The organism is Corallococcus sp. AS-1-6, from assembly GCF_020037015.1.
In the GTDB taxonomy this organism is placed as follows: domain Bacteria; phylum Myxococcota; class Myxococcia; order Myxococcales; family Myxococcaceae; genus Corallococcus.
Window position 1 is genome coordinate 118,100 of record NZ_JAIQDE010000009.1, and the last position, 14,590, is coordinate 132,689.

The 14,590-nt window shown below is 71.7% G+C and carries 12 protein-coding genes; 6 read left to right on the forward strand and 6 right to left on the reverse strand.

Annotated features, from left to right (window positions below; all coding sequences use genetic code 11):
* Positions 1–81: 81 nt before the first annotated feature.
* Positions 82–1,149: a polysaccharide lyase gene (locus K8612_RS14750; protein ID WP_223762718.1), complete on the reverse strand. Its 1,068-nt coding sequence runs from the start codon at positions 1,147–1,149 to the stop codon at positions 82–84.
* Between the two features lie 514 nt (positions 1,150–1,663).
* Between K8612_RS14750 and K8612_RS14755 the strand changes: the two genes are divergently transcribed.
* Entirely contained in the window at positions 1,664–4,417 is a 2,754-nt protein-coding gene (locus tag K8612_RS14755) for a CHAT domain-containing protein (RefSeq protein WP_223762719.1), read from the forward strand.
* A gap of 5 nt (positions 4,418–4,422) precedes the next feature.
* Here the strand turns inward: K8612_RS14755 and K8612_RS14760 are convergent, their stop codons facing one another.
* Positions 4,423–5,430 (reverse strand): cupin-like domain-containing protein, encoded by a 1,008-nt coding sequence (locus tag K8612_RS14760; RefSeq protein ID WP_304503968.1) that lies wholly within the window; start codon positions 5,428–5,430, stop codon positions 4,423–4,425.
* 146 nt (positions 5,431–5,576) lie between these two features.
* Between K8612_RS14760 and K8612_RS14765 the strand changes: the two genes are divergently transcribed.
* The 4 genes from K8612_RS14765 (at position 5,577) to K8612_RS14780 (ending at position 9,002) form a co-directional block, all read left to right on the forward strand.
* A complete protein-coding gene (locus tag K8612_RS14765; protein ID WP_223762720.1) occupies positions 5,577–5,747 on the forward strand; it encodes a hypothetical protein in 171 nt (56 codons plus the stop codon).
* A 111-nt stretch (positions 5,748–5,858) separates the two neighbouring features.
* Positions 5,859–6,416: an RNA polymerase sigma factor gene (locus tag K8612_RS14770; protein ID WP_223740795.1), complete on the forward strand. Its 558-nt coding sequence runs from the start codon at positions 5,859–5,861 to the stop codon at positions 6,414–6,416.
* Positions 6,413–7,246, forward strand: a complete 834-nt coding sequence (locus K8612_RS14775) for a zf-HC2 domain-containing protein (RefSeq protein WP_223762721.1) — start codon at positions 6,413–6,415, stop codon at positions 7,244–7,246. The genes K8612_RS14770 and K8612_RS14775 overlap by 4 nt, the downstream gene beginning before the upstream one ends.
* Positions 7,247–7,373: 127 nt before the next feature.
* Positions 7,374–9,002 carry an acyl-CoA synthetase gene (locus K8612_RS14780; RefSeq protein WP_223762722.1) on the forward strand — a complete coding sequence of 543 codons (1,629 nt, stop codon included), beginning with the start codon at positions 7,374–7,376 and terminating at the stop codon, positions 9,000–9,002.
* Positions 9,003–9,024: 22 nt separating this feature from the next.
* Here K8612_RS14780 and gndA read toward each other — a convergent pair whose 3' ends face one another.
* From gndA to zwf, 3 genes are read right to left on the reverse strand one after another with little or no spacing between them, the layout of a single operon-like run.
* Positions 9,025–10,452: an NADP-dependent phosphogluconate dehydrogenase gene (gene gndA, locus K8612_RS14785; RefSeq protein WP_223762723.1), complete on the reverse strand. Its 1,428-nt coding sequence runs from the start codon at positions 10,450–10,452 to the stop codon at positions 9,025–9,027.
* Positions 10,453–10,474: 22 nt separating this feature from the next.
* On the reverse strand, positions 10,475–11,140 hold the full coding sequence (pgl, locus tag K8612_RS14790; RefSeq protein WP_223740791.1) for a 6-phosphogluconolactonase: 666 nt from the start codon (positions 11,138–11,140) through the stop codon (positions 10,475–10,477).
* A complete protein-coding gene (gene zwf, locus K8612_RS14795; protein WP_223762724.1) occupies positions 11,137–12,678 on the reverse strand; it encodes a glucose-6-phosphate dehydrogenase in 1,542 nt (513 codons plus the stop codon). Before zwf ends, pgl begins: the two co-directional genes overlap by 4 nt.
* A 249-nt stretch (positions 12,679–12,927) precedes the next feature.
* Between zwf and K8612_RS14800 the strand changes: the two genes are divergently transcribed.
* Positions 12,928–13,650 carry a 1-acyl-sn-glycerol-3-phosphate acyltransferase gene (locus K8612_RS14800; RefSeq protein WP_223740789.1) on the forward strand — a complete coding sequence of 241 codons (723 nt, stop codon included), beginning with the start codon at positions 12,928–12,930 and terminating at the stop codon, positions 13,648–13,650.
* 10 nt (positions 13,651–13,660) lie between these two features.
* Here the strand turns inward: K8612_RS14800 and K8612_RS14805 are convergent, their stop codons facing one another.
* Entirely contained in the window at positions 13,661–14,344 is a 684-nt protein-coding gene (locus K8612_RS14805; RefSeq protein WP_223762725.1) for a hypothetical protein, read from the reverse strand.
* Positions 14,345–14,590 lie beyond the last annotated feature (246 nt).

Genomic DNA, 14,590 nt, shown 5'->3' on the forward strand with positions numbered 1-14,590 from the left:
AGAAAGTCCCCGGAGACAAGAAGGCCCGGTGCGTCATGGGACGCACCGGGCCTCTGGACTTGCTTCGGTGACGGGCGGAAGTCAGCGCTTCGCGCGCGGGGCCAGCGCGCGGGCGGGGGCCCGGCGGCGGCGCAGCGCGACAGCGCCCAGCATCAGCAGGGCCCCGGCGAAGGGCAGGGTGCCGGACGTTCCGGACGCGCTGCAGCCCCCCGCCATGGCGTCGGACGAGTCCGGCAGACCATTGGGGTTGTTGGACACGGGCGTGGAGGTGGGGGGCTGGCCGCCCACGCTGGGGAACTGGGTGGTGGGCAACTGCGGCGTCTGCGTCACCGGGGTCTCCGCCACCGGGGTCTCCGTCACCGGCGTGGGGTCTTCCTGCGGGATGGTCGTGTCATCCGGCACGGGCGTGGGCGCGGGCGTCTCCTCCACCGGCGCGGGCGGGGGCGGCATCACGTCCTCGAGCGTCGTCGCCATGGTGAAGCCGTCGTGGAAGATGGTCCCTTCGGGCTTGATGGCGTTGTCGCGGTACAGGCCCATCTTCAGGTAGTTCAGCTCCTTGCCGAACTGGTTGGCGCCATAGGTCTTCGGCAGCACGTGCTCGCCGTTGTGCCACAGCTCCACGAAGCCGACCTTCTTGTCGGAAGACCACTTCACGTGCAGCACGAAGTCGTGCCAGTTGCCCTTGTTGATGGACGTCTGCCACAGCACGGGCGTGGTGTTGCCGCCCACGCGCAGGTTGATCTTGTCCCCGCGCACGAAGAACTCCAGCGGCGGCGAGCCACAGCAGCTCTCCTGGTGCCACTGGGTGATGACCTGCCACGAGTCATGCACCGGGTAGTTGGAGGGGAAGAGCGTGCTCCACTTGTAGTAGTACTCCTTCCCCTGCGTCTCGTGGGTCAGGTAGAGCAACTCGTTGCGGTTGCCGCTGGCGTTGATGGGGTTGTCGCCCTGCTTCACCGTGGCCTTGAGGGCGTACTTTCCGTCACGCACCACGTCGGTCACGACCTGCAAGCGGCTGTTGGCAACGGCCTGTTGGCGCGTCCACTGGGACGTGTTGCCGGTCTCGAAGTCGCCCTTCCAGATGACGCCAGCGAAAGACAGGGCGGGCATCAGGGAGGCCGCGGCAACGAGCTGAAGGAGTCGCTTCAAACAGGGGTCCTTTCGGTCCGGGTTGGGCCCAGGGGACACGCGGCGGGAAAAAAGCCTTCCCGCCCCATCCCGCCTGCCAACCCCCTGCCGCACGCGCGCCCGCCGGGCCGCCTGGTGGGGTACGAGGGGGACGGGGCCCTGCCGCCCGTCACTTCCCCAGGCATGCCGAAGCGCGTGATTCCGGGTGGATGCGGGCGCTCAAACCATTCGCCGGGAGCAGCCGTGCAGCCGAGCCCCCGGGCGTCATCCCCCCAACAACCTGACGGCCCGGCGCCCTGTCTCCCTCCCGCGCCGGACGTGGGAAGTGGGGCCTTTTCTCAAGATCGGCGGAGCAGGCCGTCTATTGGTGCGTGTGTCACCCCAAACATCCGATGCGCCTGTTCTCCCACCGCCTTGCTGCCCACCGCGTCATGGAACGCCCGGAGGCAGGGGACGGGGCCAGGTCGGCGTTCGTCGGAGGTTGGTGTAGAACGGCCCGGAGGGGCGGCGGGGGGGCGACGCCCGAGGGGACCGCATGGTGAAGCCGGCGAAGACGAGTCTCTGGGCGCTGGCCATGGCCATCCCCCTCCTGGCGGCCGGCGTCGCGGCCGTGAAGCCCCGGGCGCAGCCGCAGTCCCTGCCTGACACCTTCTGGACGGATCGCCGCGCGGCGGCCCGCATCGAGGCCCGCCTCACGCACCCGGAAGCGGACCGCTACCGCTCGCGCGCCCCCGCGGGGGGCTGCCCGGTGCCCGCCGAGCCGATGCCCCTGGGCCCGCTCGCCCGCATGGAGGCCCGGGAGGACTGGGGCGGCATCGCGGCGGCATATGCCCTGGAGGGCGAGTGGAACCAGGCGGCCTCCTTCCTGGAGCGCCTGCCGGCCTCGCCGGAGCGCGACAGCGACCTGGCGGCGGTGGCGCTCGCCCGGGGAGACCATGAGCACGCGCTGCGCCTGCTGGACGCGGCGCTCACCGCGAAGCCCGGCCTGACGCAGGCCCTGTGGAACCGCGCGCTGGTGTTCCGGGAGATGGGGCTGACGCTGCGCGCGTCGGAGCTGTTCGAAGAGGTGGCCAGGCGCAACGAGCAGGGCTGGGGGCGCGAGGCCCACGCCCAGGCGCTGTCGCTGCGCGAGGCCACGCTGGAGCGCCAGCGCCAGTGGAAGGCCGCGCGCGACGCGACCCTGGCCCTGGTGGAGGACCCGAAGGCGCCGCTGCCCATGGACGCGGCCCGGCAGCTCCCGGGCGCGGTGCGCGGCATCTTCTATGACGCCGTGCGCGCCGCGGCGTCGAAGGAGCGCGCGCTGGCGCTGCTGCCCCTGGCGAAGGAGCTGGACCGGGTGCAGGGCGGCAGCGTGCTCACGGACTACGTGCAGCGCGTGGCGAAGCGCGACTTCTCCCGCCGGGCGGACCTGGCGCGCCAGTACGCGGAGACGCTGCGCGCGGGCCACGCCGTCCCGGAGGCGCTGCTGAACCGGGCGCGCGCGTCCGGTGACGACGACATCTACCTGGGCGCGCTCCTGCGCGGCCGCAACGGCTCCCTGACGGGCCTGCAGGACATGGTCGCGCGCGTCAGCCGCATGGGCGACCCCTGGTTCACGTACATCGCGGAGCGGGACCAGGCGCGCCAGGAGGTCGCGGAAGGGGCGTGGTGGAAGGCCGAGCAGCGGCTCTTCAACGCGCTCCAGCGCTGCCGTGAGACGACGCTGTCCGTGCGCTGCCTGGACCTGGAGCGCCGGCTGACCATCTTCTACACGGATCAGCAGCGCCTCACGGAGGCGGAGGCCCACGCGCGCGTGCTGTGGGCGGGCGCGCGGCAGCTCCGCGAGTGGGAGACGGAGTTCAACGTCCTGGAGATCCTCAGCCACGTGTCGCGCTCCCGCAACGACCTGGGCAGCGCGCGCGCCTACCTGGAGGAGTGGGCCGCGCGAGGCGCCACCCGGAGCTGCTCCTGGCCCCACGTGCAACTGGCGCACCTGTACTCCCTGGACCTGCGGCCGGACGCCGCGCGGCGCGAGCTGGAGGCGGCGGACGCGTGCGCGGACAACCCCATGGAGCTGGTGTTCGGCGCGACGGTCGCGGAGCTGTCGCGCTTCGGCGCCGGCCCCCGCGACGCGGAGTGGCTGAAGACGGTCACCACCAAGGCCCTGGAGGGCCCCTCCGTCCCGGAGAGCGACCGCATCTACACGCGCTATCTGGAGGGCCGCTTCCTCCTGGACCAGGACCGGGCCCGGGGCGAGGCGCTGCTCAAGCAGGCCATCAAGGACGCGGAGGCCCTGCCCCGCGGCGACGTGCTGGGCCGTGAGACCTGGGCGCTCAGCTACTCGTCGCTCGCGGCGGACGCGGGCCGCGCCGGCGAGTTCCCCAAGGTGGTGGCGCTGATGGCCGCGCAACTGGGCACGCCCGTCCCTTCGCGGTGCGCGCTGGCGGCCAGCGTCCACGCGGAGCGCACCACCCTGGTGGCGCTGGGGCCCAAGGGCGAGGTGAAGGGCTACTACGACGGTTCGCGCCGCGAGTCCGTCGCCCGCGCGGACTCGTCCCGGCTGGTGCCGGAGCCCCTGCGCCAGACGCTCACCGGCTGCGAGCACGTGGACGTGTTCGCGTGGACGCCCCTCTTCGGCCGCACGGACCTGCTGCCGCCGGAGCTGGCCTGGAGCTTCCGCCTGGGCCGCACGCAGGGGCCGCGCCCCGCGCCGGCGTCCACCGCCTCGCGCCGCCTGGTGGTGGCCGGCGTGGAGGCGCCGTCGCTCTTGCAACTGCCCCGGCTCCCCTCGTGGACGCCGGAGCCGGAGCCCGGCGCCGCGCCGCCGGACGTGCTGTCCGGCGCGGACGCCACGCCCTCGCGCGTGTTGGAGCGGATGGTGGACGCCACGGAGATTGAAATCCACGCGCACGGCATCACCGACCCCAGCATCTCCGGCGCGTCGCTGGTGGTGCTGTCACCGGAGGTGAACGGCCGCTACGCGCTCACCGCGGATGTGGTGCGCGAGCAGAAGCTCACCGGCGCGCCCACCGTGTTCCTGGCCGCGTGCAGCGCGGGCCGCACCGCGGCCCAGACCACGGAGCCCTTCAGCCTGCCCGCGGCCTTCATCGACTCCGGGGCCCGCGCGGTGCTGGCCTCCACGGTGGACATCCCGGAGACCGCGGGCCGCTTCTTCGACGGCGTGCGCCGGAGCATCCACGCCGGCAAGCCCGCCGCCGTCGCGCTGCGCGACGAGCGCCAGGCGTGGCTCGCGCGCGACGCCCGCGCCGTCTGGACGCGCTCCGTGCTGCTGGTGGAGCGGGCGGACTGAGCCGCTCAGAAGGGAGCGTCCAGGTGCGTGTTGCCTCCCGGCACGAGGAAGTGATGGAAGGTGACGCTGGCGCTCACGTCCAGCGCCTTCACCCAGTGCCACCAGCCCACCGGCAGGAACACCATGTCTCCGGGCTCCAGCACCGCCTCCAGCACCGTGGCCTCGGCGAACAGCGGGTGCGCGGCCAGGTCCGGCTTCGCCGCGTCCACGTGGCTGAAGGTGCCCCGGTGCGGGTACACGCGGTGGCGCTCGAAGGACGGCACCAGCCGCACGTGCTTGCGGCCCATCACCTGGCCCAACAGGATGTTCATGTTGTCGTGGTGCAGCGGGGTGACGGTGCCCGCGGGCCCCAGCAGCAGCGTCAGTTGATCCGCCCGGAGCGACGGGTCGATGAGCCCCGCGGGGGCCCGCAGGTCCTCGCGCAGCGGCGCCAGCCCCTCGCGCCCCCAGTTCTCGTTGCGCGGCACCATGTAGAAGTCGTTCGTCTCCCCGGCCGTCTCCACCCGGGTGAGGAACTCCGAGAAGGGCATCCGCGCCCGGTGCCGGTCCTGCTCGGCCGCGTGCTCCGGGTTGGCGTCGCGCCCCACCATCACCTCCACCTCCACCGCGCCGAACCGCTCGCGGAAGTACGGCAGCGACCAGCGCTTGAGCGCGGGCCAGTCCGCCATCAGGCCGCGCAGCACCACCGGCCGGTGGCCCAGGTAGTAGCGGCGGAAGAACTCCTCCGGGGACACCCCCTCGCGCACCTCCAGCTCCCGCCCCCCGTCCCGGGCGCGCAGCTCGCTGTAGACATCCATCAGCGACTCCAGCCACCCGAAGTGCCGGGCCACCTGGAGCGCCGCCTTGAAGTAGGGGTGCTGCCCCACCGCGGCGACCTCCTCCCGCGCCAGCGCCGGGTCCACCCCGGCCCGCACCAGCGTTTGCTGTACGTCCTCCGCCGACACTCCCAATGCCAGGTTCTCCGCCAGCCACTGCCGCCAGGCAGGGTGCAGCGGGGACTTGTCCTCGTTCATTCAGAACTCCTTGAAATCCTTGGAGGAATGACCCTGGGGGCCACTCCTGTCGGTGAGGCGAGCCGTGCTATGGACCACGCCCAACAGTCTTTTTCTACCCATCCCCGGTTTTCGCCGGACTTCCGCCGTACCAGGAGAAGCGACCCATGATCCCCGGAGACATGTCCTCCCCCATCAATGCCTTCGAGCCGGACCGCAGCGCGCCGCACGTGAAGAATTCGTACGTCAACTGCTCGGAGCGCGGCCCCAAGCGGCGCCGCCCGCTGCCGCCGCCGTCGGTTCCCCCCCTGCTGGCGGGGCCGGAAGGGGCCCGCTGAGCCGCCTGCCGGGCGGGCTTGTCTGCCCTTCCGGGCATTTTTCTCTCAAGAAACGAACCGCTCGGCGTCTTTAGTCAGGAAAGCCCACCAGTCACTTCGGGGCCTTGGGTCATGGCCAATCTCTTCAACCGGGAAAAGCGCCACTTCGAGGCGTTCATCCAGCGACACCGGCCCAGCCTGCTGGCGGTGGCGCGGCGGTTGTGCGCCCGCGGCGTCCTGGACCCGGAGGACCTGGTCCAGGAGGCCTTCGAGCGGGCGTTGCCGGAGTTTGGCCACCTGAAGGACCGGACGGAAGCGGCGTGCGCGGCGTGGCTGTGCACGACGATGACGAACCGGTTCCTGGACCACTGCCGCCGGCAGCGCACGGAGAGCCGGGGGCTGCCGCACCTGGCGCTGGTGCAGGACCTGCCGGTGACGGGGGATGGCGACCAGGAGAACTGGGAGCTGGTGGGCAACGACGCGTTCCAGGCGGCCATCGAGCAGCTCAAGCCGCACCTGCGGGACGCGTACAAGCTTCACGCCGAAGGCCGCCGCTATCAGGCCATCGCCGAACATTTCAACGTTCCCGTGGGAACCGTGGGTAGCTGGCTGACGCTGGCGCGCCGGGACCTGCGGGAACTGCTGCTTCCGAGCGTCGCCGTGGCCCGGGAGCGGGGAGTCCAGTCATGAACGCGCATTGCACCCGGTTGCACCTCTTCATGGACGGCGAGCTGTCCGAGTCCGACGCCGAAGGGTTCCGGAACCACCTGCCGCGCTGTGCCGCCTGCGAGGGGGGCCTGCGGGACCTGCTCCAGTTGGAGCTGCTGGCGGCGCGGGCCCTGGGCACGGGCGTGGCGGAGGCGCCGGCCGCGAAGCCGGAGGGCAACGTGGTGGCGCTGGGCGCGTGGGTGCGCAGGAACGCGCGCGTGGTGGTGCCGCTGGCCATGGCCGCCAGCCTCTGCGCCGTCTTCGTGCCGCGCATGATGCCCGCCGCGGGCGACGTGCCGGCGGTCGTCTTCCTGGAGAACCACACCACGCGCGAGCTGGAGGCCCGCCTGTCGGATCCGCGCGCGGACAAGTGGCGCCGCTACAGCCCCATGCTCGGTGACGCGGACACCGTGGAGGCCGGGAAGGGCACCCTGCCGCTGCGTCCGCTGGCGGAGATGGAGGAGCGCAAGGACTTCCGCGGCATCGTCGCGGCCTACGTGCTGCACGGCCAGTGGCAGCAGGCGCAGGCGGTGCTGGCGCGCGAGCCCGCGTCGGCGGCGCGCAACGTGGACCTGTCGGTGGTGGCGCTGCAGAACGGCCGCTACCAGGACGCGCTGTCGCTGTTGGATCCGGTGGTGCGCGCGGATCCGCGCCACCCGCAGGCGCTGTGGAACCGCGGGCTCGCGCTGAGCGCGCTGGGCCAGAAGGAGCCCGCCGCGCGCGACTTCGACCAGGTGGCCGCGCTGGGCGAGCCGGGCTGGAGCAACGAAGCGCGCAAGCTGGCGGAAGAGCTGCGCGCCGCCGCCCGCTGAAGCACGCGGGACTCCCCCCGCGCGTCATGAGCGTCCACCACCGGGCGCTTTCGCGCGGGGTTTCGCCTCACCGCCCGGGATGACGTGACAGGCTGCTGGGGTTGTCGGAACACTCCAGGAGCCGCCCATGCCCGAGTCCCCATCCGCCGACTACGCGTCCACCCGCCGTGACTTCCGGTGGGAGCGGCCGGCGCACTTCAACTTCGCCACGGACGTCATCGACCGGCACGCGGCCGAGCGGCCCCAGGCCCCCGCGCTCCAGTGGTCCGACGAGTCCGGGCGCTCCCAGCGCTTCACCTTCCAGGACCTGAAGGAGCGCTCGCTGCACGCGGCGCGCTTCCTCACCGGGCTGGGCCTGAAGCGCGGCGACCGGGTCTTCATCCTGATGCCGCGCGTGCCGGAGTGGTGGTTCCTGGTGCTGGGCTGCATCCGCGCGGGCATCGTCTTCATGCCCGGCACGCCCATGCTCACCGCCAAGGACATCCGCTACCGGCTGGAGGTCTCCGGCGCGAAGGCCGTCCTCACCGACGCAAGCTGCCTGGACCGCTTCGAGGGCGTGCTCGGGCAGGCCCCCGGCGTGACGACGTGGGTGTCCACCGGCGACGCGCCTCCGCCGTGGACGCGCTATGCGCCGGAGCCGCTGGCGGAGTCCCAGGCGACGGCGTTCCCGCCCACGCGCTCGGAGGATCCGCTGCTCATCTACTTCACGTCCGGCACCACGGGCATGCCGAAGATGGTGCTGCACACGCAGGCCAGCTACGGCCAGGGGCACCTCATCACCGGCCGCTACTGGTTGGACCTGACGCCGGAGGACCGGCACCTCACGCTCAGCGACACCGGCTGGGCGAAGTGCGCGTGGGGCAAGCTCTTCGGCCCGTGGAGCGTGGGCGCGTGCAACGTCGTGTACGACTTCCGCGGCCGGTTCGACCCCATGGCCTTCCTGAAGGTGCTGGAGCGGGAGCGGGTGACGACCTTCTGCGCGCCGCCCACCGCGTGGCGCGCGCTGGTGCTCCAGGACCTGAAGGCGGTGGACCTGTCCTCGCTGCGCCACTCGCTGAGCGCGGGCGAGCCGCTCAACCCGGAGGTCATCCAGACGTGGAAGGAGGCCACCGGGCTGCACATCCGCGAGGGCTACGGCCAGACGGAGACGGTGGTCATCGTCGGCATCTTCCCCGGCATGGAGCCGCGCGTGGGCTCCATGGGCAAGCCGTCCCCGGGCTTCACCGTGGCCGTCATCGACGAGCACGGCGACGAGGTGGCGGACGGGCACGAGGGCGACATCGCCGTGCGCGTGAAGCCGGAGCGGCCGGTGGGCCTGTTCGCGGGCTACCTCCACGACGACGCGGCCAACGCCGCCAGCAGCCGGGGGGACTGGTACGTCACCGGCGACCGCGCGGTGCGCGACGCGGACGGCTACCTGTGGTTCGTGGGCCGCTCCGACGACGTCATCAAGACGTCCGGCTACCGCGTGGGCCCCTTCGAGGTGGAGTCCGCGCTGATTGAGCACCCGGCGGTGGCGGAGTCCGCCGTCATCGGCGTGCCGGACGACAAGATTGGCCAGCGCATCAAGGCGTACGTGCTGCTCACGCCGGGCCACACGCCGTCACCCCAGCTCGCGCAGGAGCTGCAGGACTTCGTGAAGAAGACCACGGCGCCCTACAAGTACCCGCGCGAGATTGAATTCGTCGCGGAGCTGCCCAAGACGGTGAGCGGGAAGATCCGCCGCGCCGAGCTGCGCGCCACCCAGAAGAGGTGAGCGGCGCGCAGGGGCGGCGGGACTACTTCAGCCAGTCCGAGTGCACGAAGCCGGCGTCGGGCTTGTCCCGGCGCTGGTACGTGTGCGCGCCGAACGCGTCGCGCTGGGCCTGGGTGAGGTTCTGCGGCAGCTCCGGGCTGCGGTAGCTGTCCAGGTACGCCAGGCTGCTGCTGAACACCGGCACGGGGATGCCCGCCTTCGTCGCGACGCCCACGAGCTTGCGCCACGCCGGGGCCATCTTGTCCAGCACGGGCGCGAAGGCCTCCGACACCATCAGGTTGGGCAGCGTGGGCTGGCGCTGGAAGGACTCGCGCAGCGGGGTGAGCAGCTTCGCGCGGATGATGCAGCCGCCCCGCCAGATGCGCGCCATCTCCGCCAGCGACACGCCCCATTTGTACTCGTCCGACGCCGCCTGGATGAGCCGCATGCCCTGCGCGTACGTCACCACGCGCGCCGCGTAGAGCGCGTCATGCGCCCACTGCGCCAGCTCCTTCTTCTCCTCCGAGGACAGGGAGACGTCGGGGCCGTGGAGCTTCTGGCTGGCGGCCACGCGCTCGTCCTTGCGCGAGGACAGGTTGCGCGCGTCCAGCGCGGACGCGATGGAGGGCACCGGCACGCCCAGGTCCAGCGCCACCTGCACCGTCCACTTGCCCGTGCCCTTCTGGCCGGCCTTGTCCAGCACCATGTCCACCAGCGGCTTGCCCGTCTCCGGGTCGCGCTTGCGCAGCACCTTGATGGTGGTCTCCAGGAGGAACGACTCGGCGATGCCCTCGTTCCACTTGCTGAAGAGGTCGGCCAGCGTCGCGGTGTCCAGGCCCAGGCCGCGGCGGAGCACGTCGTACGTCTCCGCGAGCAACTGCATGTCCGCGTACTCGATGCCGTTGTGCACCATCTTCACGAAGTGGCCCGCGCCCTCCGGGCCCACGTGGGTGACGCACAGGCCCTCTTCGCTGCGCGCGGCGATGGCCTCCAGCACCGGCTGCACCAGCGCGTACGCGTCCTTGGGGCCGCCGGGCATGATGGACGGGCCGTGGCGCGCGCCCTCCTCACCGCCGGACACGCCGATGCCCAGGAAGTGGAAGCCCTTCTCCTTGCACAGGGCCTCGCGGCGGCGCGTGTCCAGGTACCAGGAGTTGCCCGCGTCCATGATGACGTCGCCGGGCGACAGGAGCGGGAACAGCCGGCCCATCATCTCATCCACGGGGGCGCCGGCCGTAATCATCAGGAGGATGCGGCGCGGGCGCTCCAGGCCGGCGACGAACTTCTCCAGCTCCGGGAAGCCCTGCAGGGCCTGCTTCGGGTTCTCCCGCAGGACCTTCTGGATGCTCTCCGGGTGGCGGTCCCATACGGCGACGCTGAAGCCGTGGTCCGCGATGTTGAGGGCCAGGCTCGCGCCCATCACGCCCATGCCCGCCACGCCGAACTGCGCCGGCTTCGTCTGTGTGCTCATCGTTCCCTCCAGAGGGGCCGCCTCACCCGTGGGCGGCGGGGTCCAACATCCACTGCGTGTTCGTCACGTGCGACGCGGGCAGGGACATATCGCCCGCGAGGATTCGCCGCATGGCGTCCCGCTTGCCCTCGCCGGCCACCAGCCCCAGCACCGCCCCCGCGCCCTGGAGCACGGGGAACGTCAGCGTCATCCGCCACGGCGGCGGCTTGGCGCTCTGCTCCACCGCCAGCACCCGCCGCGTGCGCTCCTGGAGGGCCGGGTGGCCGGGCATGAGGCTCGCGGTGTGGCCGTCCTCGCCCACGCCGATGAGCACCACGTCCAGCTTCGCGGGCAGCGTCTTCTCGTAGTCGCGCGCGGCGGCGTCGCGGTCCGTGCGCTCGCCCTGCATGCGGAACACCTGCGCGTCCGGCAGCTTCAGCGGCGCGAGCAGCGACTCCTTCACCAGCAGGTAGTTGCTGTCCTTGTGGTCCGGCGGCACGAAGCGCTCGTCCACGAAGTACACGTCCACGCGCTCCCAGGGGAGCTTGTGGTCCGCGAGCAGCCGGTACGCGGGCCTGGGCGTGTTGCCGCCCGACAGGGCCAGGCTCGCGCGGGGCTTCGTGGCGAGCGCCTCTTCCAGCTCGCGCGCCATCCAGTCCGCGGCCTCGCGGGCCAGCCGCTCCGGGGGGACGATGAGGGGCGGGCTCATAGCGGGGACCACCGCCGGCCGTTCTTCGCGGGCAGCGCGTCCGCGGCGTCGGGGCCCTTGCTGCCCTTGGCGTAGGTGTGGACCGTGCCGCCCGCGTCCGTCTCCAGCGCCTGGAGGATGGGCGTGATGTAGCCCCACGCCTGCTCCACGCTGTCCTGGCGCGCGAAGAGGGTGGCGTTGCCGCGCATGCAGTCCAGCAGCAGCCGCTCGTACGCCTCCGGCACGGGCTTCTTGAAGCTCTCCGCGTAGTCCATGTCCATGGTGACGCCGCCGATGTTGACGTCCTCGCCGGGGATCTTGGACTCGAAGGACAGCGCGATGCCTTCGTGCGGCTGGATGCGCAGCGTGAGCACGTTGGGCTGCAGCCGCTGGCAGGTGGCGCCGCCGCCGCTGAACAGGCCGATGGGCACCGACTTGAAGTGGATGGACACCTCCGTCAGGCGCTTCTTCAGGTTCTTGCCCGCGCGCAGGTAGAAGGGCACGCCCTGCCAGCGCCACGAGTCGATGTTCATCTTCATCGCCACGTAGGTGGGCGTGCGCGAGCCCTTCTTCACGCCCTTCTCGTCCTGGTAGCCCTCGTACTGGCCCACCACCACGTGCTGGGGCACCTCGCCGCCCTCGACGGGGCGCAGCGCGCGGAAGACCTTGGTCTTCTCATCGCGGATGTCCTCCGCGGCGAAGGACACCGGGGGCTCCATGGCGCACAGGGCCAGCACCTGGAGCAGGTGGTTCTGCACCATGTCCCGGATGACGCCCGTCTCGTCGTAGAAGCCGCCGCGGCCCTCCACGCCAATGGCCTCCGCCGCGGTGATCTCGACGTGGTCGATGTGCTGGCGGTTCCAGAGCGGCTCGAAGATGGCGTTGGCGAAGCGGAACACCAGGATGTTCTGCACCGTCTCCTTGCCCAGGTAGTGGTCGATGCGGAAGATCTGCTTCTCGTCCAGCGCCGAGCCCAGCGTCCTGTTGAGGGCCTTCGCGCTCTCCAGGTCGTGGCCGAAGGGCTTCTCGATGATGAGCCGGCTCCAGGGCTTCTCTCCCGGCTGCTCCTCGCGATTGATCAACCCCGCGCTGGAGAGGCTGTGGATGATCTGCGGGAACGTGGAGGCCGGCGTGGCCATGTAATAGAGCTTGTTGCCGTCCGTCTTGTGGCGCCGGGAGATGTCCTGGAGCTTCTGGCCCAGGCGCTTGAAGGCCTCCGGGTCGTCGTAACCGCCGGAGGCGGTCTCGATGGCCTGCGAGAAGCGCTTCCAGGTGGCCTCGTCGAGCGGCTGCGTGCGGGCGAACTTCTTGAGGCCCTCCTTCACGTGCTCGCGGAAGGACGCGTCCTCCAGCTTGGAGCGGCTGAAGGCGACGATGGCGAAGTGCTCGGGGAGCAGGCCGGAGCGGGCGAGCTCGAAGAGGGCGGGGAATAGTTTGCGTTCGGCCAGGTCGCCCGTGGCACCGAAGAGGACCAGGGTGCAGGGGTCCGGGCGCCCCGCGCTGAACACCGGTTCGCCCTCACGGGGATGGGTTTCGATGTGCACTCCCTGCGCGTCCATGCGGTTCTCCCTCCGGGTTCGCCGGGAACCTTAAGGCGCTAATCTGGCGGCCCTGCAAGCGCATTGCAGGAGAATGACGCGGGCCTGACGTCTTGCCTGCCCCGGCGCTCGGGCGCTCCCGCGCCCTCGTCAAGGCTCCTCCGGTGAGCGCACGGGCGGCCGGGCGTGAGGGGGCGGTGGGAACATGGTACTCCTCGCGGCGGACCTGACGCCTCCGGCGTCGCGCTGAACGGAGTCCTCCCCTCTCGCATGCGCTACGTCGTCTCGCTGTGGTTCTTCGCGCTGTTCCTGGTCACCGCGCCCATCCTCTTCACGTTGGGCGCGGTGTTGTTCGTGGTGGCGTACCCGTTGGATCCGAACCGCCAGTGGCTGCACGTGCTGGTGTGCCGCTGGTGCTACGGGTTGTGGCTGCACGCGTCCCCCGGCTGGCGCGTGCGGGTGGAGGGACGGGAGCTGTTGCCCAGGGGGCCGTGCGTCTACGTCGTCAATCACCAGTCGTTCGCGGACATCCTCGCGGTGATGGGGCTGTTCACGCCGTACAAGTTCGTGGCGAAGGCGTCGCTGTTCCGCACGCCGCTGGTGGGCTGGATGATGACGCTGCTGGGCTACGTGCCCATCGTGCGCGGCAGCTCCACGTCCATGGAGCAGTTGCTGGGCCCGTGCCGCCGGTGGCTCCGCAAGGGCATCCCGGTGCTCATCTTCCCGGAGGGCACGTACTCGTCCGGGGAGCTGTTGCCCTTCAAGCGCGGCGCGTTCCAACTGGCGCTGGAGGAGCACGTGCCGGTGGTGCCGGTGCTGGTGCGCGGCACGCGGGAGCTGGTGGATGGGGACGGGCCGTGGATGAGCCCCCGCGCCACCGTCACGGTGCGGGTGATGCCCGCGCTGCCGCCGGAGACGTTCGGGCCGGACTCGGCGGCCCTGGCCGCGCGCGTGCGCGAGCAGTACGTGGAGGCGCTCGCGCGGGTGGGCTGAAGCGCCGCCCTCAGGCGTGCTCGGAGCCGGGCAGCTCCTCGTCCATCCGCGACGCCTCCGCGTGCGGCGCGGCCTCCACCGCGCTCGTCGCGGGCAGCGCGGGGGCGGCCTCGGAGACGGCGCGGGCCAGGTCGTGGGGCGCGCGGAGCAACGCCTCCAGCGCGGCGGCGCTCGCGGGGACGCCGCGCTGCTCCACCTGGAGCCAGCCGCCCTTGATGCTCACGCGGCGGTGGCCCTTGAGTCCCAGGAGGCGCTGGCGCACGCCCGGCTCCAACAGCACGGGGCGCGCCTCCGGGGCCAGCCCCTCCACCTGGAAGGCCGCGTCCAGCTCCGCGTCACCCAGCAGCTCCTCGCGCGGGGTGGCGGCGCCGGGGAGCTTGTCCTCGGGGCGCTCGTGCTCCAGCAGCAGGTCCGCGGGCAGCGCGCCCTCCAGGTCCAGCCGCAGCACCGTCACGGTGTGGCGCTTCTTGCCGCCCGCGCCGCGCTTGCCCGTGGCCAGCAGCAGCGGCCGCCCCTGATAGCGCCCCTGCACCTCCATCCGCCGCTCCGCGATGGAGAGGCCGTGCGCCTTCGCGAACGCCTCCCACGCGGCGCGCTGGCGGCGCTTGAGCTGGAACAGCGTGGCGAGGACCAGGGCGCCCAGGACGAGCAGGGACGCGAGGATGCCGAGCGGGGAGAAGACACCGGAAAGCATGGCGGCGCATTGTGCACTGGCCCCGCGACGCGTGGACCATCAATCCGATCGCGGATGCACCTCCGCGCGCCGGGCAGGCTTGCGGCATGGGTGCGTGGACCTGGGGAAGGAACGCCGCGCGAGCGCAAACGTGTGGAATCCCACGTGGCTCGCGCTCCCGCGCGGCGCATGGCGCACGCGCTCCGTGTGGACCGCACGCATGGCGCAGGGGCCCCATGCCATGCGTGTGTCCTCGCGGGTGGGCCC

Coding starts and splice junctions, on each gene's coding strand:
- K8612_RS14780 (WP_223762722.1), top strand. CDS start 7,374: ATGCCCGAGTCCCCATCCGCCGACTACGCGTCCACCCGCCGTGACTTC.
- K8612_RS14760 (WP_304503968.1), bottom strand. CDS start 5,430: ATGAACGAGGACAAGTCCCCGCTGCACCCTGCCTGGCGGCAGTGGCTG.
- K8612_RS14770 (WP_223740795.1), top strand. CDS start 5,859: ATGGCCAATCTCTTCAACCGGGAAAAGCGCCACTTCGAGGCGTTCATC.
- K8612_RS14805 (WP_223762725.1), bottom strand. CDS start 14,344: ATGCTTTCCGGTGTCTTCTCCCCGCTCGGCATCCTCGCGTCCCTGCTC.
- K8612_RS14755 (WP_223762719.1), top strand. CDS start 1,664: ATGGTGAAGCCGGCGAAGACGAGTCTCTGGGCGCTGGCCATGGCCATC.
- gndA (WP_223762723.1), bottom strand. CDS start 10,452: ATGAGCACACAGACGAAGCCGGCGCAGTTCGGCGTGGCGGGCATGGGC.
- K8612_RS14765 (WP_223762720.1), top strand. CDS start 5,577: ATGATCCCCGGAGACATGTCCTCCCCCATCAATGCCTTCGAGCCGGAC.
- K8612_RS14775 (WP_223762721.1), top strand. CDS start 6,413: ATGAACGCGCATTGCACCCGGTTGCACCTCTTCATGGACGGCGAGCTG.
- K8612_RS14800 (WP_223740789.1), top strand. CDS start 12,928: ATGCGCTACGTCGTCTCGCTGTGGTTCTTCGCGCTGTTCCTGGTCACC.
- zwf (WP_223762724.1), bottom strand. CDS start 12,678: ATGGACGCGCAGGGAGTGCACATCGAAACCCATCCCCGTGAGGGCGAA.
- pgl (WP_223740791.1), bottom strand. CDS start 11,140: ATGAGCCCGCCCCTCATCGTCCCCCCGGAGCGGCTGGCCCGCGAGGCC.